This is a genomic window from Duganella rivi (genome assembly GCF_009857435.1).
GTDB lineage: Bacteria > Pseudomonadota > Gammaproteobacteria > Burkholderiales > Burkholderiaceae_D > Rugamonas > Rugamonas rivi.
The window spans coordinates 51,179-76,372 of the sequence record NZ_WWCK01000009.1; the positions used below are offsets into that span (position 1 = coordinate 51,179).

At 63.7% G+C, this 25,194-nt stretch carries 10 protein-coding genes; 5 read left to right on the forward strand and 5 right to left on the reverse strand.

Annotation, left to right across the window (positions count from 1 at the left end; genetic code table 11):
* Window positions 1-59: 59 nt before the first annotated feature.
* Both GTP45_RS26725 and GTP45_RS26730 read left to right on the forward strand, forming a co-directional pair.
* Complete coding sequence (locus GTP45_RS26725) at window positions 60-665, forward strand: OmpW/AlkL family protein (RefSeq protein WP_161016874.1); 606 nt, start codon at window positions 60-62, stop codon at window positions 663-665.
* A gap of 46 nt (window positions 666-711) precedes the next feature.
* Window positions 712-1,137: a YdgH/BhsA/McbA family protein gene (locus tag GTP45_RS26730; protein WP_161016875.1), complete on the forward strand. Its 426-nt coding sequence runs from the start codon at window positions 712-714 to the stop codon at window positions 1,135-1,137.
* A gap of 92 nt (window positions 1,138-1,229) precedes the next feature.
* Here GTP45_RS26730 and GTP45_RS26735 read toward each other — a convergent pair whose 3' ends face one another.
* Both GTP45_RS26735 and GTP45_RS26740 read right to left on the reverse strand, forming a co-directional pair.
* The gene (locus tag GTP45_RS26735; protein WP_161016876.1) at window positions 1,230-2,837 is read right to left on the reverse strand and encodes a methyl-accepting chemotaxis protein; all 1,608 of its coding nucleotides are present in this window, start codon (window positions 2,835-2,837) and stop codon (window positions 1,230-1,232) included.
* Window positions 2,838-2,990: 153 nt separating this feature from the next.
* Window positions 2,991-3,278, reverse strand: a complete 288-nt coding sequence (locus GTP45_RS26740) for a DUF4148 domain-containing protein (protein ID WP_161016877.1) — start codon at window positions 3,276-3,278, stop codon at window positions 2,991-2,993.
* Window positions 3,279-3,456: 178 nt separating this feature from the next.
* Here GTP45_RS26740 and GTP45_RS26745 point away from each other — a divergent pair, with 178 nt between their 5' ends.
* Window positions 3,457-5,025: a M20/M25/M40 family metallo-hydrolase gene (locus GTP45_RS26745; RefSeq protein ID WP_161016878.1), complete on the forward strand. Its 1,569-nt coding sequence runs from the start codon at window positions 3,457-3,459 to the stop codon at window positions 5,023-5,025.
* Here GTP45_RS26745 and GTP45_RS26750 read toward each other — a convergent pair.
* Genes GTP45_RS26750 through nudC form a run of 3 tightly spaced genes read right to left on the reverse strand, consistent with a single transcriptional unit; the run spans window position 4,940 to window position 7,716 of the window.
* Window positions 4,940-6,280, reverse strand: coding sequence for a thioredoxin family protein (locus tag GTP45_RS26750; protein WP_161016879.1), 1,341 nt, complete (start codon window positions 6,278-6,280; stop codon window positions 4,940-4,942). The genes GTP45_RS26745 and GTP45_RS26750 overlap by 86 nt on opposite strands.
* 5 nt (window positions 6,281-6,285) lie before the next feature.
* Window positions 6,286-6,846, reverse strand: a complete 561-nt coding sequence (folE, locus tag GTP45_RS26755) for a GTP cyclohydrolase I FolE (RefSeq protein WP_161016880.1) — start codon at window positions 6,844-6,846, stop codon at window positions 6,286-6,288.
* Between the two features lie 51 nt (window positions 6,847-6,897).
* Window positions 6,898-7,716 (reverse strand): NAD(+) diphosphatase, encoded by an 819-nt coding sequence (gene nudC / locus GTP45_RS26760; RefSeq protein WP_161016881.1) that lies wholly within the window; start codon window positions 7,714-7,716, stop codon window positions 6,898-6,900.
* 209 nt (window positions 7,717-7,925) lie between these two features.
* Here nudC and GTP45_RS26765 point away from each other — a divergent pair, with 209 nt between their 5' ends.
* Both GTP45_RS26765 and GTP45_RS26770 read left to right on the forward strand, forming a co-directional pair.
* Entirely contained in the window at window positions 7,926-21,749 is a 13,824-nt protein-coding gene (locus GTP45_RS26765; RefSeq protein WP_161016882.1) for an SPM autocatalytic domain-containing protein, read from the forward strand.
* Window positions 21,750-21,966: 217 nt separating this feature from the next.
* A complete protein-coding gene (locus GTP45_RS26770) occupies window positions 21,967-25,176 on the forward strand; it encodes an O-linked N-acetylglucosamine transferase family protein (protein WP_161016883.1) in 3,210 nt (1,069 codons plus the stop codon).
* The last annotated feature ends 18 nt before the right edge of the window (window positions 25,177-25,194 follow it).

The following is a 25,194-nucleotide window of genomic DNA, read 5'->3' on the forward strand; positions in this document are numbered from 1 at the left end:
ATGGCCGAGACTTCCCTTCGTACTGAACGATTATTTAACGACGACAAAGAGGAAGTGAAATGAGTAAGCATGTAGCAGCAGTAGCGGCATTAGTCCTGATCAGCGGCGGCGCCACGGCGCAAGAGACGCCGTGGCAAGTGCGCGTGCGCGCGGTGCACCTCGACCCAGCGAGCAAGTCCGATCCGGTAGCCGGCGTGGGCGCGGCCGACCGCATCAGCGTCAGCAGCAAGACCATCCCGGAACTGGACGTGTCCTATTTCTTCACCAAGAACATTGCAGCGGAGCTGGTGCTGACCTATCCGCAAAAACACGATGTGGCCCTGGATGGCGCCAAGATCGGCACCGTCAAGCACCTGCCGCCGACCTTGCTGGTGCAGTACCACTTCCTGCCGGACGCCACCGTCCGGCCATACGTGGGCGCGGGCGTGAACTACACCACCTTCTCCGGCAACAAGATGCTGAACGGCGCGGCCAGCCTTGAGCACGACAGTATCGGCCTGGCGCTGCAAGCGGGCGCCGATGTGGCGCTCGATAAAAACTGGTCGCTCAACTTCGATGTGAAGAAAGCGCAGATTCGCAGCGATGTGCTGATCGGCGGCGCCAAGGTCAGCCGCGTGAAGATTGATCCGCTGATGTTGGCAGTTGGGGTCGGCTACCGCTTTTAAGGCGCTATAATTGTTTCCAAATCGATAGCAACGAATTGGAAGCCCCATGCGCAAGATCCTGATAGTCCTGATGCCATTGCTGCTCGCCGCCTGCGTGGACGACACCGCGTCGTACTACGCGGACGGCCCGGTCGGCAACCATGCGCTGACCATCCATCGCGCGCAAAAGCATTTCTGGAGTAGCGAGAGCCGGGTCGAGCTGATCATGCAGCGCCTGCCCGAGTGCCTGCGCCGCATCGAGCTGACCGAGATGCCGGCGGAAGATGTGGAAATCGAATTGCTATCCGGCGGCGACAATGTCTGGACCCTGCGCGCAGGCCAGGAAATGTGGCAGGTCGAAACGCAGACCTGCACCCAGTATCCCGACGTGAAAGGCGACGGCGGTGAGCTGATGGGCGTGTTCCGCTCCGACGGCGACAAATTCGTCTACGAAGCCGCCGTGGTCGAAACCGTGCCCGCCGACGCTAAATAATTCGGGGTCAGTTCTGCCAATCGGACACGAGCCCTGCCGTAGCGGCTGCTACGGCAGGGCTCGTGTCCGATTGGCAGAACTGACCCCGGTTTTTAACGAACCAAAGCCACCTGGCGCGAGCTGGTACGCGCGCGCGGCGCCGCTTGCTGTTCGCCGCTGAGCTTGAAGCGCGCTACCAGCGAAGCCAGCATCGCCGCCTGTTCCTGCATGCTGCCGGCCGCTGCTGCGGCTTGCTCCACCAGCGCGGCATTTTGCTGCGTCACCGAATCCATCTCCGTGATCGCCATGTTGACGTGGCCGATGCCCGTGCTCTGCTCGCTCGACGCGTCGGTAATCGACGCCATGATCTGCGTTACCTTCGACACGCTGGCCACCACCTGATCCATGGTCGTGCCGGCCTCCGCCACTAGCGCGCTGCCGGCGCCGATGCTGTCCACCGAGGCGTTGATCAGCTCCTTGATTTCCTTGGCCGCCGCTGCCGAACGCTGTGCCAGATTCCGCACCTCGGACGCCACCACCGCAAAACCACGGCCCTGCTCACCGGCGCGCGCCGCTTCCACCGCCGCATTCAAGGCCAGAATATTGGTCTGGAACGCGATCCCGTCAATCACGCTGATGATGTCGACAATCCGCGTGGCCGAAGCATTGATGGTCTCCATGGTCTGCACCACCTGCGACACCACTTTGCCGCCGCGCTCGGCCACTTCCGAGGCCGACTGCACCAGCTTGTTGGCCTGCACGGCGTTGTCCGCATTCTGATTCACGGTCGAGGTCAACTCTTCCATCGACGCCGCCGTCTCTTCCAGCGAACTCGCCTGCGACTCGGTGCGCGCCGACAGGTCCATATTGCCGGTCGCGATTTCGCCTGATGCGGTGGCGATCGTTTCGGCACTGTTGCGGATTTCGCCGATGGTTTCAGCCAAGCGCTGCTGCATGGATTTCACCGAGTACAAGATGCTGCCGGTATCGGTGGCATGCGTGTTCACGCCCACGCTAAGATCACCGTCTGCAATGCGCTGCGTGATCTCGCCCACGTACTCAGGATCGCCGCCGATAGTGTGGCGCAAGTTCTTGTTGATCAGGCTGACGATCACCGACAGCACCACGCACACCACGACCAGCCAGCCAGCCGACTTCAGCAGCGAAGCGCGGAAAGCGTCGTCGATGTCATCGGTGTAGACGCCGGTGGTGATCCCCCAGTTCCACGGCTGATAAGCCACTACGCGGCTCAGCTTGGGCACCGGCTCGTTGGAACCGGGACGCGACCAGTAATAGCCGACGAAACCGCCGCCCTCGGGCAAGGCCGCCGTGGCCGCAATCGCGCGGTAGACGTAGGTGCCCTTGGGATCCTTGAGATCGGCCAGGTCCTTGCCATTGTTTTCCGGCTTAATCGGGTGCATCACCGACATGGTGCCGCTGCTGATGGTGAAGTAGCCGTCCTTGGCGTAGCGCAGGCCGCGGATCACGTCCATCGCCTGCTTTTGCGCCTCCTCCTTGGAGAGGGTGCCGGCCGCAGCCTTATCGCCAAATTGCTTGACGATGTTGAGCGCCAGATCGCCCATGTTGCGCAGATCGGCCTGCCGCTCCTCCATCCGCACATTGCGCGTCTGGATGGTTTCGAAGAGAAAAATCGCGGTGATGCACAGCAAGCTGCAAATCAACGGCACCCACAGCTTCTGCTGGAACGACAACTTGTTCATGGTATGAGTCTCCTATTGTCTTCTGGAAACCAGCATACCTCCAAAGGCTGGACAGGTGGTGTATGAAATGCAAGTCTGTGGTTTATGCGCCAAAGTGAAAGCGGGCGCGGCGATTAAATCGCGGCGCCCGCTGCGTGCAATCAGCCGAATGGCTTATTGCGCGGTCTTGTCTTTTTGCTGCTTGGCGGCCAGTTGCGCTTTCACCTCGGCGCTCTTGGCGCGCGGCGCCATGTAGGCGATGTCCTGGTAAGCCTCGTTGGTGTCCAGCTGGCCGGCGTCGCGGGCGGCGATGGTGGCGGCTTTCACTTCTTCGCGGGTCAGGGTGCTCTTGGCGCTGCTCAGGAAGGTTTGGTCGAAGGCGGCTTCGCTGGTGTCGGCGGCGAAGCTGCTGCCGGCGGCAATCATCAGGGTGGCGGCGGCGAGGATGGCTTTGGTGTTCATGATGTTGCTCCTAAGTGGGATTCGATGAGCTCATCTTAGTATCAAAAATAACGATAAAAAAGCGCGATTTTTCGCTTAAACCCATCTGTTTATCCGATTAATCTGGTTTACGTGGCAGTGTCTTTCGGCAAGAAAGTGTGTCAAAATGGTGGCTTCTTATTAACAATTCCTTGACCACATGAAACTGCTCCTGCCGAGTGCGCTGCTGGCCTGCGCCGCCCACGCGGCCGCGTCCCAGCCCGTCGACGGCGCGGCGCTGCTGGAGCATATCGGCACGCTGGCGTCGGATGAATTTGAAGGCCGCGCGCCCGCCACGCGGGGCGAGCAGCTGACCATCGACTACCTGCAACAGCAATTCAGGAAGCTGGGGCTGGAGCCGGGCAACCCGGACGGCACCTACATGCAGGCGGTGCCGATGGTCGGCATCTCCAGCCACCCGACCTTGGCTTACGGCGCCACCCAGCTCAAGTTCGGCGACGATTACGTGGCATGGACCACCCGCGCCACGCCGACAGTCGAGGTGAGCAATTCCGAACTGGTGTTTGTCGGCTACGGCGTGCGCGCGCCCGAGTTCAAGTGGGACGATTACAAGGACACCGACCTCAAGGGCAAAACGCTGGTCATGCTGATCAACGACCCGCAGCTGCCCGATCCCAAGCGCCCCAGGCAGCTGGATCCGCAAGTATTCGGCGGCAACGCCGTCACCTGGTACGGCCGCTGGAACTACAAGTTCGAGATGGCGGCCAAGCTGGGCGCTGCGGCAGCGCTGATCGTTCACGAGCCGAAGGCGGCCGGCCATCCGTACGAGGCGGTGCTGAACAGCTGGGGCCGCGAAAACTTCGCGCTGCAAGACGGCAAGGCCGATCCTTACCTGCCGCCGGTGGCCGGCTGGCTGCAGCAAGAGCGCGCCGGCGAGCTGTTCGAGGCGGCCGGACTGGATTTCAAGGAACTCAAGCAGCGCGCCCTGTCACGCGACTTCAAGCCCGTGCCGCTGGGCCTCAAGCTCAACGTCAACATGCTGAACGCGGTGCGCGACGTGGCCTCGCACAACGTAGTGGCGCGCATCCCTGGCTCCGATCCGGTGCTGAAGAACGAGGTCATCATCTATACCGCACACTGGGATCACTTCGGCATCGACGAAAACCTGCCGGGGCCGCGCACGCAGCAAATCTTCCACGGCGCGGTCGACAACGCCAGCGGCGTAGCGGCGCTGCTGCAAATCGCCCGCGCCTACAAGGCGCTGCCGGCCGCACCCAAGCGCTCCATCCTGTTCCTGGCGACCACAGCGGAAGAACGCGGCATGCAGGGCGCGCAATACTACCTGCGCCATCCGCTGTACCCGATCGGCAAGACCATCCTCAACATCAATATCGACGGCTTGAATATGTGGGGCCGCAGCCGCGATGTGGAACTGAGCGGCATGGGCAAATCAACGGCGGATGACCTGGTGGCGGCGCAAGCGGCCAAGCAAGGCCGCGTGCTCAAGCCCAGCTACGACAGCTACTACCGCGGCGATCAATTGGAATTTGCCCGCGCCGGCGTGCCGACGATTTATCTGCGCGGCAGCACGGGCAAGCTGTTGAGCTACATGGCGCACCAGTACCACACCGTCAACGATGTGGTGCAAGCCAGCTGGAACACCAGCGGCGCGGTGGAGGATATCAACCTACTGTTTCAAGCAGGCTACCAAGCTGCCCAGTCCAAGGACCATCCCAAGTGGAAGGCAGGCGCCGAATTCCAGCGCTGAGTTTTTGCAGTTGGGCCAGGTTGCGCTGCTGATGCGCATCGGCGCCCGCAGCCTGCACATCGGCCAGCACGCCTTGCGCTGCTTGTTCGATGCGCGCGGCGTCTTGCGGCGCCAGATCAATCAGGCTGCTGAGATAAGTCACGCCCCATTGCAGGCGCGTGGCCGGCCCGACCGATGCATGCCAGGCCTTGCCATACCAATCGAGCACGCCGGCCACATCATTGCGGCGCTTGGCTGCGGCGGCCAGGCTCAGCATGAAGTAGTAAGGCGAATGCGAGCGCGGCAATTCCGCCAGCAGCACTTGCTCGGCTTGCGCCGACAAGCCCGCGTCGTTGAGCGCGCTCACTGCGGTGTTGACCAGCATGTGGCGCTCGTAAGGATCGCTTGATTCCGCCAGCGCTGCTTCCACGCGCTCGCGCACCACGTCTTGCAAGCCGTGCGACGGCGCCAGCAAACGCGCCAGACGCATCTGCAAGCGCACGGCCATCAGGCGATCCGGCGCGCTGAGCCAGAAATCATCGGCCCACTGCGCCGCCACGCTGCCCAGTGCTGCCGCCAATTCTTCGCGGCGGCTGGCAATCTTGATGAGGTTGATGCCGCTGTTGTTGAAGATGTCCATATTGGAACGCGTCAGGCGCGCATCGGCCAACACGGCCAGCAAGGCTGCCGCATCGCCCGTGCCGGAAGCCAGCTGGGCATGCAGGTTCAAACGTACGGCGGCATCGGGATTGGTGCTAGCCGCAGCCAGCGCCGACAAGGTTGCCGCCGATGGGCGCGCGCCCAGCAGCTTGCCTTCGTCGGTATCCCAGGAATAATGGCTGAGCAGCGACCACTCGTCGGCACTCAAGGCACGCGAACCGGACAGGGCCGCATCCAGCGCAGCGGCAGCCGAGGAACCGGCCTTGTGCACCGCCAGCGCGCCATCAAACGCAGCAAGGAACAGCTCGCCGTCGAGCTCGCACGGCAGGCGCGTGATTTCAGCGCCATCGGGCGCGAACAGCACCAGCGTTGGATAGCTGCGCAGCTGGTACTGCGCCGCCAGGGTTTGCGCGCCGGCGCTGTCGCCATCGAGGTGATAGCACAGCACTGCCGAAGTCCGCGCCACGAACTCGTCGCGCGCAAAAATCTCCGACTTCACGCGATTGCACGGCGGGCACCACACGGCGCCCCAGTACAGGAACAGCGGACGCTGCTGCGCCCGCGCCAAAGCCTGCGCCTCTGCGAGACTACCGCCCAGCCATTCGATTGCCGCCATGTGGATTAGTCCTTGGCCAGCGCCAGGAACTCGGTGCGCGTGGCCAGATTAGTCTGTAGCCCGCCCAGCATGGCCGAGGTCACCGTCTCTTCGCCCGGCGTGCGGATGCCGCGGCTTTCCATGCACAGGTGGCGGCACTTGACCACCACGCCGACCGCCTTTGGCTCCAGCACTTCCATCAGTGCGTTGGCGATTTGCATGGTCATGCGTTCCTGCACTTGCAGGCGCTTGGAGAAGCAATCGACCAGGCGGGTGAGCTTGGACAGGCCGACGATTTTGCCATTCGGGATGTAGCCGATGGTGGCCTTGCCGAAGAACGGCGCGAGGTGATGCTCGCAGTGGCTGTACACCGGAATATTGCGCACGATGATGAATTCGTTGTACTGCTCGGCGCCGTCTTCAAACGCCTTCAGCAGCTCGGCCGGATTCTGCTCGTAGCCCGAAGTCCAGTGCTTCCACGCCTTGGCCACGCGGGCCGGGGTTTCCAGCAGGCCGGGACGGTCTGGGTCTTCGCCGATGCTGGCGATCAGTCGGCGCCAGTCGTTTTCCGTAAATTCTTGAGACATGATGAAACACCTTTTTTTAAATTTGCCCGACAGTATATCGGACAAGCGCCCCTATCGCTTGGGCCGGTGGGCGTCCACCAGCCGCGCCGCGATCGACACCTTGATCGGCAAATCGGGCCATTCATCATCCGCGCCAAACCAGCGCGCATCGGCAATTTCGCTCTGGTCGATGCGGATTTCGCCGTCCAGGTAGTCGGCCGTGTAGGCAATCATCAGCGAATGCGGGAACGGCCACGACTGGCTACCGAAATACTGCAGGTTGTGCACGCGCAGGCCGACCTCCTCAAACACCTCGCGGTGGATGGCCTCCTCCACCGATTCGCCGGCCTCCAGGAAACCGGCCAGCGCCGTATAGCGCTTGTACGGCGAGTTGGTGTGCATGGCCAGCAAGACCTGATCGCCCTTGCGCACCAGCACCATCATGGCCGGCGAGATGCGCGGATAGGCGCTGTGCCCGCAATTAGGGCACTTGTAGCAGCGCTCACCCTCGATCAATTGCAAGGGCGTGGCGCAAGCGCCGCAAAAGCGATGAGTGCGCGACCATTCGGTCAGCTGGTAAGCCCGCCCGGCCAGCCCGAGGAAGCTGTCGTCCAGCACGCCAAACAGCGAGCGCAGGCCGTGAAAACCGAAGTCCGGGCCCGGCGACACCGCCTCATCCAGCCACGCCGCCTGGTAGTAGCGCCCCTCCCACAGCCCCAGCGGATGGATGCGCTCGGGCGCCAAATTCAGCGCCGCCAGCTCGGCCGCGTCCAACAGGCCCAAAACACTGTTGCGCAAAAGCAACTCTCCGCGATGGAAGACAAATGTGAGCGGATTGTCATGCTGTTGCGGACGAATCAACGGGGTAAATGTGGCAGGAGTTTGCAGCATAGCCGGAGAAATAAAGGATGAGCACGAATCAGCATCTTACAGTGTTTCCAGATTACTTATTTTCGGCGCAAAAATGTCATTAAACCGTCATATTGAAATCAACGCTAAGTCATTGTTTTCAGACCAAGATTTAGAGTATTTTTGGGGCTTTTCTCTCTGGATGAACCTGTTTGGCGGTACTATATATTTCCGTCAGGAGAATATTAAACATGCCATCTATCATCCCCGGTTTATCCACTGCCGATATCGCCAGCCTGCAAAGCAAGCAGATCGCCTCTTTGACGACTGCTGACATGGGTTTCTTTTCGACCTTGCAAATGACTGCATTCAGCACGGAACAACTGGGTTATCTTGGCACCAGCCAGCTGCGGGCGCTCTCGATCCAGAACTTGCAAGCCCTCAGCACCGACCAGCTCGGCTACGGGCTGAGCACGCGCCAAATCCAGGCCCTGAGCAGCACGCAGATGGCGAACCTGAGCACCAACCAGCTGGTCGGCCTGCTCAGCGATCAATACGCCGCCCTGACCACCGCGCAACTGAACTCCCTGACGGCAGCCCAGTTCGCCATTATCGCCACCGATGACATCGCCGCCCTGCGCACCCAGCAAGTGGCGGCCATCAACACCGCCCTGCTGCGCACGCTGGTGAGCAATCAGATCGTCGCGCTGAGCTCGGATCAGCTGGTGGCGCTGCAAACCAGCCAGATCGCTTCGCTGACGACGCAGCAAGTGGCTGCCATTGAAACCGACGACATCAGCGCCCTGGGCACCAAGCAGCTGAACGCGCTGGCCGTGAGCCAGCTCGGCGCCTTGAGCACCAGCCAGATGGCTGCGCTCGGCACCAAGCAAACCGCTAATCTGTCCACCGCGCTGATCAACGCCCTCAGCACCGCGCAACTGGCGGCCATCGGCACCGATGGCCTGTCGACCTTGAAGACGCAGCAAATCGCCGCGCTCAGCACCAAACAATTCGCCGCGCTGACCAGCGACCAGATCATTTCCCTGAGCGCCGCGCAATCGGCGGCGCTGACCACGCTGCAACTGAGCCAGATGTCCAGCGCTCAATTGGCCGCGATGGAAACGCAAGACCTGGTCGCCCTCAAGAGCGTGCAACTGGGCGCACTTAGTACCACCGCCATTGCCGCGCTCGACACCGACCAGCTGGCTTCGCTGACCACCGCCCAGGTGGCGAGCCTGACCAGCGCCCAGGTGCGCAGCCTCAGCACCAACCAAGTCGTCGCCCTGACCACGGCCCAAACCGCCGCGCTGACCAGCGCGCAAGTGCAAGCCCTGAGCAACGCCCAAGTGGCAGCGATTGAAACGGCCGACGTGGCCGCCATGAAAACCGCGCAGCTGAACGCACTGGCCAGCGCCCAGCTGAACGCCCTCAACAGCGACCAGATCGCTGCATTGACCACCGCGCAAGCGAGCAGCCTCGCCACCCAGCAGATCGCTGCCTTGAGCACGGCGCAAATTGCCGCGCTGGAAACGCAGGATTTGGCCGCGCTGAAAACCCAGCAAGTTGCCGCCCTCACTACCGCCGGCGTCGGCGCGCTGACTACCGATCAAATCGTTGCCCTGAAGACTGCGCAAACCAATGCGCTGAGCTCGCAACAATTGGCCGCTCTCGACAGCGAACAAGTGCGCGCGCTGGAAACGCAAGACCTGGCCGCCATCCGCACCAGCCAGTTGGCCGGCCTGAGCACCGCCAACATCGCCGCGCTGGCCACCGAGCAAGTGGCGGCGCTGACCACGGCGCAAGTGTCGACCTTGAGCAGCGGCCAGTTGTCGGCCCTGAGCAGCGACCAGATCATCGGCCTCAGCACCGCTCAAGCCAGCGCGCTGACCAGCCAGCAAATCGCCGTCCTGAGCAGCGCGCAAATCGCCGCCATGGAAACCCGCGACCTGCGCGCGCTGAAGACCTCGCAAATCATCGCCCTGACCACGGCGCAGATTGCCGCGCTGGGCACCGACCAGATCATCGGCCTCAGCACGCAGCAAATCGCCGCACTGACCACGCGCCAGTTCGCCACCCTGAGCACCGACCAGATCGTTGCCCTGAGCACGCAGCAAGTGGTGGCGCTGACCACCCAGCAACTGAGCCAGATGAGCAGCACCCAGCTGGCCGCGATGGAAACGCAAGACTTCGCCGCGCTCAAGAGCCAGCAAGTGGCAGCGCTGAGCACCGCCACCACCGCCGTACTGAGCACCGACCAGCTGGCCGCCCTGAGCACCGCGCAGATCGTCGCCATGCCGACCGCGCAAGTGCGCGCGCTGAGCACGGATCAGATCGTCGCCCTCAACACCATGCAAATCGCCGCGCTGACCAGCGCGCAAGTGGCGGCCTTGAGCAGCACCCAGATCGCCGTCATCGAAACGCGCGATATTGCCGCCATGAAGACTGCGCAACTGGCCGTGCTGAGCACTGCGCAACTGGGCGCACTCGGTACCGACCAGATCGCTGCACTGACCACAGCCCAAGCATCCAACCTCGGCACCCAGCAAATCGCCGCGCTGAGCACTGCGCAACTGGCCGCTGTTGAAACGCAAGATTTGGCCGCCCTGCGCAGCCAGCAAGTGGCGTCCATCAGCACCGCCGGCATTGCGGCGCTTGGCACCGATCAAGTAAGCGCGCTGACCTCGGCGCAAATCAGCGCCCTGCAAACCAAACAGCTGGCCGCCCTGAGCACCGACCAGGTCGCCGTGCTGGGCACCACCCAAGCCACCGGCCTCGGCACCCAGCAAATCGCTGCGCTGTCGACGCAGCAAGCCGCGGCATTGAGCACCAGCACCCTGTCCAGCCTGAAATCGCAGCAGATTGCCGCCTTCAGCACTGGCGCGGTTGCCGCCCTGAGCACCGACCAGATCGTCGCCCTGAACACTGCCCAAGCCAATGCGCTGGGCTCGCAGCAATTGGCCGCGCTGACCACCGATCAGCTCGCAGCACTGGAAACCGCCGACCTCGCGGCCCTGCGCACCAGCCAGTTGAACGGCCTGACCACCGGCGGCATTGCCGCCCTCAGCACCAGGCAAGTAGCGGCGCTGACCACTGCGCAAATCGCGTCGCTGAGCACCAGGCAAATGGCCGCGCTCGACAGCGACCAGATCGTCAGCCTGACCACGGCCCAGGCCACCTCGCTGACCACGCAGCAAATTGCCGCCCTCAGCACCGCCCAAGTCGCCGCGCTGGAAACCCAAGATCTGGCCGCGCTGAAGACCGCGCAGATCGCCGCCCTCACCACCGCGCAGCTGGTGGCGCTCGGCACCGAACAAATCATCGGCCTGACCTCGCAGCAAGTATCGGTACTGACCACGCGCCAGGTGGCGGCGCTGTCGACCGACCAGATCAACGCCATGCAATCGTCGGCGCTGGCCGCGCTGCAATCGCAGCAAGTCGCCGCTCTGAGCAGCAATTCCGTGGCCGCACTGACCACCACGCAGATCGCCGCACTGAGCACCGCCGTGCTGAGCTCGTTCACCACCGGCCAGATCGCGCTGCTGAGCACCGATCAAATCATCGCCCTGACCACGCTGCAAGCGGGCGCCTTGACCACGCGTCAAGTCACCTCGCTGACCACCGATCAGATCAACGCGCTGGAAACGCAAGACGTGGCTGCCTTCACCACGGCCCAGATCGTCGCGCTGAACAGCAACCAGATCATCGCGCTCAACACCGCGCAAATCGCCGGCCTGCGCTCGCAGCAAGTCGCCGCGCTGAGTACCGCGCAAGTGGCCAAGCTCGGCACCGACCAGGTGGCCGCGCTGGAAACCCAAGACCTGGCCGCCCTGCAATCGCAGCAAGCGCTGGCCTTGAGCAGCAACGCGGTGGCCGCACTGACCACGGCCCAAGTTGCGGCCCTGACTTCGACCGTGCTGGCCGCCTTCAACACCGCCCAGATCGCCGCGCTGACCAGCGACCAGATCGTGGCCCTGACCACCGCCCAAAGCGCCGTGCTGACCACACGTCAAATTGCTGCGCTGTCGACCGCGCAACTGGCCGCGCTGGAAACGCAAGACGTGGCCGCGCTGAAAACCCAGCAGATCGCCGCCCTGACCACGGCCCATATCGCCGCGCTCGATAGCGCTCAAGCCGCCGCGCTGACCTCGCAGCACGTGGCCGCGCTGAGCTCGCAACAAATTGCCGCCTTGAGCAGCGACCAGATCGTCGTCATGTCCAGCGCCGACCTCGCCGCGCTGCAATCGAAGCAAGTGGGCGCCATCGGCACCGCTGCCGTGGCCGCGCTGACCACCGACCAAGTATCTGCGCTGACCTCGACCGTGCTGGCCGCGCTGACCACCGCGCAAGCCACCGCCCTGACCACCGACCAGATCGTCGCTTTGAACACCGTGCAGATCGGCGTGCTCAGCACCGCCGACCTGGCCGCCCTGTCGACCGACCAGATCAACGCGCTGGAAACGCGCGACTTCGCGGTTCTGAAAACCAGCCAGATCGTGGCCCTGACTTCGGATCAGATCGGTTCGCTGAACACCGCCCTGATCGTGGCCCTGACCACCGCCCAAGCCGCCGCTCTGACCTCGACCCAGCTGAACGCGCTGTCCACCGAGCAACTGGCCGCGATGGAAACGCAAGACTTTGCCGCACTGAAGACCAGCCAGTTGCTGGGCCTGGGCACCAAGGGCATCTCGACGCTGACGCCGGCCCAAATCGCCGCGCTGAAGACCGACCAGATCGTGCAACTGAGCTCGGATCAAGTCCAGATCCTGAGCAGCGCCCAGCTGGGCGCGCTGACCACGCTGCAAATCACCGCCTTCACCACCGCGCAGATCGGCTACCTGCTGACCAGCCAGGTGGCCGTGCTGACCACCGCCGACTGGGCCGCGCTGAAGACCAGCCAGCTCAACGCGCTGAGCACGAATCAGATCGCCGCCGTCACCACCGACCAAATCGTCGCGCTGACCTCGCAGCAAGCGGCGGCACTGGCCACCCGCCAAGTGGCCGCGCTGTCGACCGACCAGCTGAACGCCATGGAAACGCTGGATCTGGGCGCGTTGACCTCGGTACAAATCGCCGCCCTGACCACCACCGCAGTTGCTGCACTGGAACTGACGCAACTTGCCGCGCTGAAAACCCAGCAGACCGCGTCGCTGACCACGCAACAACTGCAAGCGCTGGGCACGGCTCAGATCGCTGGCCTGAGCACGCTGCAAGCGTCGACCCTGACCACGCAGCAAGTGGCTGCCCTCACCAGCGACCAGGTGCAGGCGCTGGAAACCGCCGACCTCAACGCGCTGAAGAGCGCGCAAATCGTCGCCCTCAGCAGCGATCAAATCGGCTACCTGACCACCGCGCAAGTGGTGGCGCTGAACTCGCAGCAAGTGGCGGCACTGACCACGCGCCAGCTGTCCGCGCTCGACAGCGCCCAGATTGCCGCGATTGAAACGCGCGACCTGATCGCCCTGCAAACCGCGCAAGTGGCCGGCCTTGGCACCGACGCATTGAACGCGCTGACCAGCAGCCAGGTAGGCGCACTGAGCACAGCCCAGTTGGCTGCCCTGAACACCAACCAGGTACGCAGCCTGTCCACCGACCAGATCGTTGCCCTGAGCACTCTGCAAATCAGCAACTTGCTGACCCAGCAGATCGCCGCCCTCAGCAGCGACCAGTTGGCCGCCTTCGGCACGCATGACGTGGCCGCGCTGAAAACCCAGCAAGTGGCAGCACTCGGCACCGCCCAGATCAACCTGCTGGGCACCGACCAGATCGTGGCGCTGAACTCGCAGCAAGTGGCCGCCTTGAGCAGCCGCCAGCTGAACGCGCTGGCCACCGATCAGATTGTCGCCATCGAAACCCGCGACCTGATCGCGCTGACCACCGCGCAAATGAGCGGCCTCAGCACCGACAACCTGAACGCACTGACCACTGCCCAAGTGCAAGCCCTGGGCACCGCCCAGCTTGGCGCCTTGAGCACCAACCAGCTGCGCGCACTGGACACGGCACAGATCGTCGCCCTGAGCACGCTGCAAGCGTCCAGCCTGAGCACCACCCACATTGCCGCGCTGACCAGCGACCAGCTGCAAGCGCTGGAAACGGCCGACCTCAACGCCCTGAAAACCGCGCAGATCGCCGCACTGGGCACGGCGCAAGTCAGCCTGCTCAGCACCGATCAAATCGTCGCGCTGAATTCGCAGCAAGTGGCCGCCCTGAGCAGCCGCCAGTTGAACGCGCTGACCAGCGACCAGATCGCCGCGCTGGAAACCCGCGACCTGATCGCGCTGACCACCCAGCAAGTCGCCGGCCTCAGCACCGACAGTCTGGGCGCACTGACCACGGCCCAAGTGCAAGCTCTGGGCACGGCCCAGATCAACGCCCTGAGCAGCAACCAGCTGCGCTCGTTGGACACCGCACAAATCGTCGCCCTGAGCACGCTGCAAGCGTCGACCCTGGGCACCCAGCAAGTGGCCGCCCTGACCAGCGCGCAATTGCAAGCACTGGAAACCGCCGACTTTGCCGCGCTGAAAACCGCGCAGCTGGCAGCTTTGTCTACCAGTCAGATCAACCTGCTGACCAGCGACCAGATCGTAGCGCTGACCACGCAGCAAATCGCCAGCCTGAGCACGCGCCAGCTGGGCGCGCTGGAAACCAATCAAGTAGTGGCGATTGAAACACGCGATCTGGCCGCCCTCACCAGCAGCCAGATCACCGGCCTCGGCACGGAAAATCTCAACATCCTGACCAGCGACCAAGTGCACGCCCTGACCACGGTACAGCTGAACGCGCTGACCAGCGCGCAACTGCAAGCGCTGGCGACCGCGCAAGTGGCGCTGCTGAGTACCGCGCAAGCGAGTTCACTCAGCACCGGCCAGGTGCAACTGCTGAGCAGCGACCAGCTGGTCGCGCTCGGCACCGACACCCTGTCCGTGCTGAAAACCCAGCAGATCGCGGCACTGAAAACCAGCCAGATCGCCAGCCTGAACAGCGCGCAGATCGTTGCCCTGAGCACGCTACAAGTGAGCAATCTCGGCACCCAGCAAGTGGCTGCGCTCGGTTCCGACCAGATCAACGCGCTGGAAACACAAGACCTGAACGTGCTGCGCACCCAACAGATCGCTGCGCTGACCACCAATCAGATCGCCGGCCTGAGCACCGAGCAAGCGGCTGCGTTGAACACGCTGCAAATCAGCAGCCTCTCCACCTCGCAACTGGTGGCACTGGGCAGCGCGCAGTTGCAAGCGTTCTCCACCGCCGACATCGTCGCGCTGAAGACCTCGCAAGTCGCGGCATTGACCACCGGCCAGCTGGACGCACTGTTGAGCGACCAGTTCCGCGCCCTGAGCACCGCACAGATCAACGCGCTGAGCACCGCGCAATTCCAGTCGCTGGCCAGCGAGCAAATCGTTGCGCTGACCACGCTGCAAGCATCCAACCTGTCCAGCGCCCAGCTGCAAGCACTGAGCGCCAGCCAGGTAGCGGCCTTGGAAACCGAAGACTTGGCCGCGCTGAAAACCGCGCAAGTCAACGCCCTCAAGACCAGCCAGATCGCGCTGCTGAACAGCGACCAGATCGCCGGCCTGAGCACGCTGCAAGTATCGACCCTGGCCACGCAACAAGTGGCCGCACTGGGCACCGCCCAGGTACAGGCGCTGGAAACGCAAGACCTCGCCGCGCTGAAATCGGCGCAACTGCAAGTGTTGAGCAGCAACCAGCTGGACGCCATCACCACCACCCAGCTGCAAGCCATGGGCACCGCCCAGCTGGCCGCGCTGACCACGGCGCAATTCCAGACCCTGCTGACGTCGCAAATTGCCGCGCTGACCACGCAACAAGTCGGCGGCCTCGCCACCGGCCAGATCGCCAGCATGAGCACCGGCCAACTGGCCGCACTGAGCACCGATGAAATGGTGGCGCTGAAATCGGCGCAAGTGGCTTCCCTGCTGACCGCGCAAGTGGTCTCGCTGAGCACCGATCAGGTATTTGCACTGACCAGCAACCAGGTTGCCGCGCTGACCACGGCCCAACTGGCCTCGATGAGCTCCGACCAGATCGGCGCTTTCGGCACCGAAGACTTTGCCGCCCTGAGCGCGGCGCAGCTGGCCGCACTCGGCTCGCTGGCCAACCTCAGCAGCGACCAAATCCAGGCGCTGACCACCCAGCAAATCGCCGGCCTCAGCACAGCCCAGATCGCCGCGCTGAAAACCAACCAGATCGTTGCCCTGAAAACCAACCAGATCGGCGCCCTCAGCACCGACGGCGTCGGCGTCCTCAGCAGCGACCAGTTGAAAGCGCTGGAACTGGAAGACTTGGCCGCAATGAAGACCTCGCAGATCAACGCGCTGAAAACCGCGCAAGTGGTCCTGCTGTCCACCGACCAGATCGCCGCCCTGACCACCCTGCAATTCGGCAATATGCTGACGCAGCAAGTGGCCGCGCTTGGCACCGCCCAGGTGCAAGCGCTGTCGGCTGACGACATCACCGCACTGAAAACCGCGCAAGTAAGCGTGCTGAACAGCGATCAGATCGGCGTGCTGTCCAACACCCAGGTGCAAGCGCTGACCGGCACCCAGCTGAACACCTTCAGCAGCGCCCAGGTACAGTCGCTCAACACCGACCAGATCGTTGCACTGACCACGCAGCAGTTCGCGCTGCTGGGCACCGCGCAAGTGGCGGCCCTGAGCACCAAGCAACTGAGCATCATCGAGCAGGACGACTTTGCCGCGCTGAAGACGCTGCAAGTGTCGGTGCTGAGCACCGCCCAGATCCAGGCGCTGGCGCCGGACCGCATCGCCGTGATGAACTCGGCCCAAGCGCAAGCGCTGAACAGCGCCCAGCTGCAAGCCCTGAACTCGGCACAGATCCAGGCCTTGAGCACGACCGACCTGTTCGCGCTGAAATCGCAGCAAGTGGCCGCGCTCAACACCAACCAGCTCAACAGCCTACTCGACTACCAGCTGCAAAGCCTCGGCCTGGTGCAACTGGGCGCACTGACCAGCGCGCAACTGCAAGCGCTGGGCAGCGACCAGATCATCCAGTTGACCACCGCCCAATACGGCCTGCTGAGCACGGCGCAAATCGCCCTGCTGACTACTGCCCAGCTCGGCGCCATCGAGCTGGAAGACGTGGCCACGCTGAAGACCTCGCAAATCCTCGCCTTGAGCAGCGACCAGATCCAGTCGCTGACCGTCGATCGCATCGCCGCCCTGACCACCCAGCAAGCGCAAGCGCTGGGCACCAACCAGCTGGCCGTACTGACTACCCAGCAAGTGCAAGCGCTGGAAACTGACGACCTGGCCGCGCTGAAATCGAACCAGCTGCAAGCGCTGAGCAGCCAGCAGCTGAACGCCCTGATTTACGACCAAGTGCAAGGCCTCGGCAGCGCCCAGCTGAACGCGCTGACCTCGGCGCAATTCCACGCGCTGGGCAGCGACCAGATCATCTTCCTGAGCACCGCGCAAGCAAGCCAGTTGTCCAGCGCGCAAATCGTCGCACTGGGTTCGGATCAACTGGCCGCCATGGAACTGGAAGATTTGGCCGCACTGGTCAGCAACCAGATCGCCGCCCTGACCACCCAGCAGATCAGCCAGCTTGACCTGGCCCACGTCGGCGCATTGACCACCGCGCAAGCCGTCGCCTTGGGCACGGCGCAGCTGGTGGCGCTGTCGACCAGCCAGTTCCAGGCGCTGACCACTGACGCCGTGATCGCGCTGAAGACCTCGCAGATCGCCGCGCTGACCACCAACCAGCTGATCACGCTGACGCAAGATCAGTTGCAAAACCTGACCACCGACCAGATCGACGCCCTGACCTCGGCCCAAGCATCGTCGCTGACCACCGACCAGATCGCCGCATTGACTTCGACCCAAATCGACAACCTCGGCACGCGCCAGTTGAACGCGCTGACCAGCAACCAGATTGCCGCCATCAGCACCGACAACTTCACCACCTTGTCCAGCAGCCAGATCGGCGCGCTGAATGCGGCCCAGTTCGGTGCGATTACCACCGATCAAATGGTGGCGCTGACCAGCGAACAAGCGGTGGCCCTGACCACCGCCCAAGTCGCCGCCCTCAGCAGCAACCAATTGGATGCGCTGGAAACCCGCGACTTCGTGCTACTGAAAACCGCGCAGATCGCCGCCATCACCACCGCCAACGTGGCGGCGCTGACCACCGACATCGTCAGCGTCCTGACCACCGCGCAAGTGGCCGGCCTCGGCAGCGACCAAGTGGCCGCACTGAAGACCGACCAGATCGTCGCGCTGACCACCGCGCAGATCACCACGCTGAACTCGGCGCAAATCGGCGCCATGACCACCGACCAGGTGAGCGCCCTCAGCACCGAGGACTTCGTCGCTCTGCGCAGCGCCCAGCTGGCTGCCTTCAACACCGCGCAGTTCGCGGCGCTGACCAGCGACCAGTTGAACGCCCTGTCCACCAGCGCCTTCACCGCGCTGACCACGGCCATGTTGAGCTCGCTGACGGCCAGCCAGTTCAGCCAGCTGAGCACCGCACAAGTCGGCGCGCTGACCACCAGCCAGGCTGTGTCGCTGAATACCGACCAGCTGAGCGCACTGACCACCGACCAGTTTGCCGTGCTGAGCACCAACGCCGTGCGCGTACTGCAATCCGACCAGTTCGGCGCCCTGACCACCGACCAGATCGTGGCACTGGTGACCCAGCAAGTGCGTGCCCTGAACAGCATGCAACTGGCCGGCCTGACCACCGACCAGGTGGCCGCGCTGGAAACGCGCGACCTCGCGGCGCTGAGCACGACGCAGTTCAACCTGCTCAACACCGACCAGCTGCAAGCGCTGCTGACCGACCAGTTCGCTACGCTGTCGACGGCGCAAGTCAGCACCTTGACCACCGACCAGATCAGCGCCGGCCTCAGCACCGCGCAAATCGTCGCGTTGACCACGCTGCAAGCATCGACCTTGGCTACCAAGCAAGTTGCTGCGCTGACCACCGACCAGATCGTGGCGCTGGAAACGCAAGACCTATCCTCGTTCACCACCCGTCAAATGGTGGCGCTGACCAGCGACCAGATCACCGTGCTGAGCAGCGACCAGCTGAACGGCCTGACCACGGCCGAGCTGACCGCGCTGACCACCCTGCAACTGATCAACGGTCTCACCACCGACCAGCTGACCGCGCTGGACACCGCCCACATCACGGCGCTGACCACCAATCAGCTGGCTTACGGCATCAGCACCGACGCCATCGCCACCTTGACCACCGACCAGCTGGCCGCCTTGCGCACCGCGCAAAGCGCCACCCTGACCACCGGCCAGGTAGCAGCGCTGACCACGGATCAAATCGTTGCCTTGAGCACCGCGCAGGCCACGACCCTGACCACGCAGCAAGTCACCTCGCTGACTACCGACCAGATCGTGGCGCTGGAAACGCAAGACCTGTCCTCGTTCACCACCCGCCAGATGGTAGCCCTGAACACTGACCAGGTTGCCGCCCTGCGCAGCGACCAGCTGAACAGCCTGACCACCACCGAGCTGGCCGCGCTGACCACCAACCAGATCGGCTACGGCTTGACCACCGACCAATTGGTGACGCTGGACAGCGCCCACATCAGCGCCTTGACCACCAACCAGCTGGCCTACGGCGTTGGCGTGGCCTCGATTGCCGCCTTGACCACCGATCAGATTGTTGCCCTGCGCACCGCGCAATCGGCCACCCTGACCACGGCGCAAGTGGCAACCCTGACCACCGACCAGATCATCGCGCTGACCACGTCGCAGGCGTCGACCCTGACTACCCAGCAAATCGCCTCGCTGACCAACGACCAGGTGATCGCACTGGAAACCGTCGACCTGAACGCCCTTGCCACGCGCCAGATCACTTCGCTGCAAGCAACGCAAGTAGCGGTGCTGACCAGCGACCAGCTGAACGCCCTGAGCACCACGCAACTGGTGGCCTTCACCACCAGCCAGTTGATCAACGGCCTCGCCAGCGAGCAAGTGGTGGCGCTGGACACCGCGCACATTGTTGCGCTGAGCACGCAGCAACTGGCCTACGGCTTCAGCATCGACAACCTGAACGCGCTGACCAGCGACCAGATCCAGTCGCTGCGCACGGCACAGATTGCCGGCCTGACCACGGTACAAACCGCCGGCCTCAACACCGACCAGCTGGTAGCGCTGAGCGCCAGCCAGATGACCGGTCTCAACACCGCGCAAATGCAGGCGCTGAGCGCCGACCAGATCGCCGCCTTCAGCACCGCGCAAATTGCCGCCATCGACACGCAAGACATGGCAGCCCTGAGCGCCGGCCAGTTCACCGGCCTGAGCAGCGACCAAACCGTGGCGCTGACCACGGCGCAGATTCGCGGCCTGAAAACCCTGCAAATCAACGCCATTGGCGCCAGCCAGATCGGTGTGTTCACCAGCGACCAGCTGCAAGCGCTGAGCACGCAGCAAGCGGCCGCATTGAGCGTGGACGCCGTCACCGGCCTGTCCACCGCGCAGCTGAACGTGCTGACCACGGCCGACATCGCCGCGCTGGGCACGCTGCCGATCTCCAGCATCGACACCGCCAAGCTGGTCGGCCTGAACACCGCCCAGATCCAGGCGCTGACCAGCGCGCAGCTAGGCGCGATGACGGTAGACCAGCTGGTCGCCTTCAGCACCGGCCAGATCGCAGCGCTGCGTACCGCGCAGATCGGCTACCTGAGCACCATCCAGCTGGGCGCGCTGTCCAACACCCAGGTGCAGGCGCTGACCACCGACCAAATCGCCTCGATCAAGCTGAGCCAGATCATTGCCCTGACCGTCGACCAGATGGGCGTGCTGCTGACCGACCAGCTGCAAGCCTTCGGCACGGCGCAAATCCAGGCCCTGTCGGCCAGCCAGCTAAACGCGCTGAGCAGCAGCCAGTCCGGCGCACTGACCACCACGCAAATGGCGGCGCTGAAAGTGGCGCAGATCAGCGCCCTCGACGCAGCCCAGATCAACGGCTTCAGCACCGACCAGCTCGGTGCATGGACTACCGTGCAGCTGGGCGCGCTGACCAATGCGCAGATCGGCTACCTGTCCACCGACCAGATTGCCGGTTTGACGACCGCGCAAGTGGCCGGCATCAAGACCAGCCAGCTGATCGTCTTCACCAACGCCCAGCTGCAAGCCTTCACCGCCACGCAAGTGCCGGCGCTGGCAACGGCGGGCCTGACCTCGCTGACCGTGTCGCAGGCGGACGCCTTCACCGGCGCCCAAGTGGCGGCCATGTCGGTCACCCAGACCATGGCGCTGCCATCGGGCTCGGTCAACTACGCCACGCCGCTGATCCTCGACCTGGACGGCAACGGCGTGCAAACCCTGAGCATCGCGGCGGGCGTGCAGTTCGACATCCGTGGTGAAGGCAAAGCCGTGCAAACCGGCTGGGTGGACGCCCACGACGGCCTGCTGGCTCTCGATCGCAATGGCGACGGCATCATCAACGACGGCGGCGAACTGTTCGGCAGCGGCACCACCTTGGCCAACGGCAGCAAAGCCGGCGACGGCTACGCCGCCCTGCAAGCGCTGGACAGCAACGGCGACGGCCAGCTCACCAGCGCCGACAGCGCCTACGCGGCCCTGCGCGTGTGGGTGGACAGCAACTCGGACGGCGTCAGCCAGGCCGATGAGCTGAAAACGCTGGCGCAGCTGAACATTGCCGCGATCAGCACCAAGGCCAACAGCACCTTGGTCCAGCAAAACGGCAACATCATCGGCCTGACCTCGAGCTACACCAGCACCGACGGCAGCACTCACGAAAGTGCCGACGCATGGTTCCTAGCGCAGAAACAGGCAGCAACATCCACTGCCAGCCTGCAACAGCAAGTGAGCGGCTTGAGCAATGCAATCGGCGGCTACGCGGCAGCGGGCGCGGCGCCTGCGGCGCAAACGCAACAGCTGGATGTGCTGAAACCGGCAGCCGATGCGGCCCTGGCCGATAGTAGCGCCCAAGCACTGAGCGACGCCCTCAAGCAATACAGCGCCGCCCAAGGCCTGCAAGGCTTTGCCGCCGCCATCAACGGCAAATCGCCGGTGCAGGAGCACACCACCAGCTGGTTCACCGTCCCTAACCGGTAATTAAAGTCGGGGTCAGTTCTGCCAATCGGACACGAGCCCTGCTGTAGCGCCCGCTACAGCAGGGCTCGTGTCCGATTGGCAGAACTGACCCCGGAGTTGCCTAAGGCTTGAGCAGCGGGCGTTTTACAGTCTTGCTCCAGAGCCAAAAGTTGCCCCTTACCTAGCTACAAAAAGGTATGATAGGGCTTACTTTTGTGGTTCAATCCGAAGCTCAGCTATGACCGTACAAGCACCTGCAGCACCAGCCCCTGTCGATACCAGCCCTCTGGGCACTGTCATGGGCATGGCCGCCCAAGGCGTCCTCTCCATCGGTGACCTGTTTGGCGCGGCGGCAGTCCTGCAAGAAAGCGGCCAATTGCCGGCCGCCATCGCCCTGTACCGCACCTGGATCGACCACACGCCGTCGCCGCTGGCCTACGCAGCCTGCTTCAATCTGGCCGTGGTGCTGTCCAATGCAGGCGACGATCCCGGCGCCGAACTGGTGCTGCGCCGCGCCATCGCGCAAAACCCGAACTTCGTTGAAGCACGCCTGAATCTCGGCACCCTGCTGGAACGCACCGGCCGCCCGAACGACGCGCTGGCCATGTGGAAGTCCATCCTGTCCGATCCGATCGAACCGGACATCAAGACCAACACCACGCTCTACATCCAAACGCTCAACAATCTCGGCCGCCTGCTGGAAATCCAGAAGCGCTACCCGGAAGCAGAAGCCATGCTGGCCGTCAGCCTCGGCGTCGATCCGCAGCAAGCCAATGTGATGACGCACTGGGTGCACCTGCGCCAGAAGCAGTGCGAGTGGCCGGTGTACGCCGGCCTCGAACACATCTCGGTCGCCACCATGATGGAAGGCACCTCGGCACTGGCCATGCTCAGCGCCTCCGCCGATCCAGCCATGCAGCTGGCCGCCGCCAAGCGTTTCGTCAACGAGAAGATCAACGCCGCCGTCGCGCCGCTGACCGGCGCCCATGGCTACGGCCACAACCGCCTGCGCATCGGCTACCTGTCGTCGGACTTTTGCTCGCACGCGGTGTCCATCCTGACCGCCGAGCTGTACGAACTGCACGACCGCAACAAGTTCGAGGTCTACGCCTTCAGCTGGAGCCGCGAGGACGGTTCGCCGATCCGCGCCCGCGTGGTCAAGGCCATGGATCACTACATCCGCATCGACAAGCTGAGCGACGAGCAAGCCGCGCGCACCATCCGTGCCCACGAAATCGACATCCTGGTCGACCTGCATGGCCTGACCCTCGGCGCCCGCCCGCAAATCCTGGCCTACCGTCCAGCGCCGGTGCAGCTGACCTACCTCGGCTTCCCAGGCAGCACCGGCCTGCCCGGCGTTGATTACGTGATTGCCGACGAGTTCCTGATCACGCCGGAAATGACCGAGCACTTCACCGAGAAGCCGCTGTACCTGCCGGACTGCTTCCAGATCAACGACCGCCAGCGCGCCATCGCCGCCAAGCCGACCCGCGCCTCGGTCAACCTGCCGGAAGACGCGTTTGTCTTCTGCTCGTTCAACAACAATTTCAAGTTCACGCCCGACCTGTTCGAGGTGTGGATGAACATCCTGCGCCGCGTGCCGAACTCGGTGCTGTGGCTGGTGGCCGATTACCCGGAAGTACGCGAGAACCTGTTCCGCTACGCCGAGCAAGCCGGCATCGACCGCAGCCGCATCATCTTCAACACCCGCGCTGTGCCCGCCGAATATCTGGCGCGCTACCAGTTGGCCGACCTGTTCCTCGACACCTTCCCGTTCAACGCCGGCACCACCGCCAGCGATGCACTGTGGGCCGGCCTGCCGCTGCTGACGTGCGCCGGCCAGACCTTCTCCTCGCGCATGGCCGGTAGCCTGCTGCGCGCAGTCGATCTGCCGCAGCTGATTACCCACAGTTTCGAAGACTACGAAGAGAAAGCCGTCGAACTGGCCAACAACCCGCAGCGCATCGCTTCGATGAAGCGCCAACTGCAAGCCAACCGCCTGACTTGCGCGCTATTCGACAGCCCGCGCTTCGTGCGCAATATGGAAACCGCGCTGCTGAAAGTTGCCAAGCCAGCCGCACCGCGTCTGGCAGCACCGGCGCACGCCGTGCATCCATCGGACGAAACGCCTGCCGCACCAGTGCGCATTGACCAGATCCCTATCGTGGCCGTCTCGTACAACGCGCCGGATTTGATTGAAGCGCTGCTGCGCACGCTGCGCCAGTTCTACACCAACCGCGTCTACATTATCGACGGCTCCAACCCTGACGTGGCCGAACAAATCCGCGCCATCACCGATGGCTACGAGAACGTCGAGTTCATCCCGTTCGGCTACAACATCCACCATGGCCCCGGCATGGCGTGGGCCATGGGCCACCTTGGCTTGTCGGGCGAAGTGCTGTTCCTCGATTCCGACGTAGAAATCCTCAAGCCGGGCTTCCTCGAATCGCTGCACAGCTATTTGAAACCGGAGATGTACGGCGTCGGCAATCTGCAGTGGGTCAACGAATCCGGCCACAGCCGCGATGCGTCCGCGCCAGATGCCATCCCATACCTGCACCCGGCCTGCATGCTGGTCAACATCGAAGTGATGCGCCAGTGGCCGCTGCCGATCAAGCACGGCGCGCCGCTGATTCCGGCCATGATCGCCCTGCATCAAGCAGGCGCGTCCAACCTGCTGTACGGCGTCGACTGGGTACGTGACGATTTCAGCCGCGAGCCTAGCCGCCAGTTCATCAAGCACGACTGGCAAGGCACGGTCATCCGCACCGGTGGCTACCACTATGACCTGCCGAGCAGCGGCGGCGAATTCAACGCCGACCTGCTCAACCTGGTACCAACCAACGCCCGCAAAGTAGTAGAGCTGGGCTGCCGCGACGGCGCTTTCGCCAAAGCCTACCGCGCGCGCAATCCGCTGGCCCACTACACCGGCATCGAAGCCGATCCTGCACCGGCCCAGGCCGCGCGTCCGCACTGTGATTTCGTCTTCAACGCCCACATCGAACAAGCCGGCGCCGACCTTTGGGATCACGTACGCGGCGCCGATTGCTGGGTGCTGGACGAAGCCCTGGAAAAGCTCGACGATCCGTGGAGCCTGCTGCAAAAGATCCGTACCAACATCGCACCGGGCGGCAAGATCGTCATCGCGCTGCGCAACTTCCAGCACTGGAGCATGCAAGCGCGCCTCAACGCCGGCGACCTTCGCTACGGCCCGGGCGGCATCGAAAAATCCCGCAAGCGCATCTTCACGCGCGGCGTGATGCTGGAGATGCTGCAACAGACCGGCTTCCAGATCAGCGGCGGCAGCGCCCGCATCGTGGACGAGCCGGCGCGCGAAAAATACCTGCCGGCGATCCGCATGATGGCCGGCGCCAGCGGCGTTGACCCGGTGGTGGCAGTCGAGGACGCGCTGCCGTGGCAGTACATAATGACCGCCGTTGCGGCCTAAGCCTTCAGGAGTCTTACA

Excerpts from the sequence above, each read along its gene's own strand:
- GTP45_RS26725 (WP_161016874.1), top strand. The coding sequence starts at position 60 with ATGAGTAAGCATGTAGCAGCAGTAGCGGCATTAGTCCTGATCAGCGGC.
- GTP45_RS26730 (WP_161016875.1), top strand. The coding sequence starts at position 712 with ATGCGCAAGATCCTGATAGTCCTGATGCCATTGCTGCTCGCCGCCTGC.
- GTP45_RS26735 (WP_161016876.1), bottom strand. The coding sequence starts at position 2,837 with ATGAACAAGTTGTCGTTCCAGCAGAAGCTGTGGGTGCCGTTGATTTGC.
- GTP45_RS26740 (WP_161016877.1), bottom strand. The coding sequence starts at position 3,278 with ATGAACACCAAAGCCATCCTCGCCGCCGCCACCCTGATGATTGCCGCC.
- GTP45_RS26745 (WP_161016878.1), top strand. The coding sequence starts at position 3,457 with ATGAAACTGCTCCTGCCGAGTGCGCTGCTGGCCTGCGCCGCCCACGCG.
- GTP45_RS26750 (WP_161016879.1), bottom strand. The coding sequence starts at position 6,280 with ATGGCGGCAATCGAATGGCTGGGCGGTAGTCTCGCAGAGGCGCAGGCT.
- folE (WP_161016880.1), bottom strand. The coding sequence starts at position 6,846 with ATGTCTCAAGAATTTACGGAAAACGACTGGCGCCGACTGATCGCCAGC.
- nudC (WP_161016881.1), bottom strand. The coding sequence starts at position 7,716 with ATGCTGCAAACTCCTGCCACATTTACCCCGTTGATTCGTCCGCAACAG.
- GTP45_RS26765 (WP_161016882.1), top strand. The coding sequence starts at position 7,926 with ATGCCATCTATCATCCCCGGTTTATCCACTGCCGATATCGCCAGCCTG.
- GTP45_RS26770 (WP_161016883.1), top strand. The coding sequence starts at position 21,967 with ATGACCGTACAAGCACCTGCAGCACCAGCCCCTGTCGATACCAGCCCT.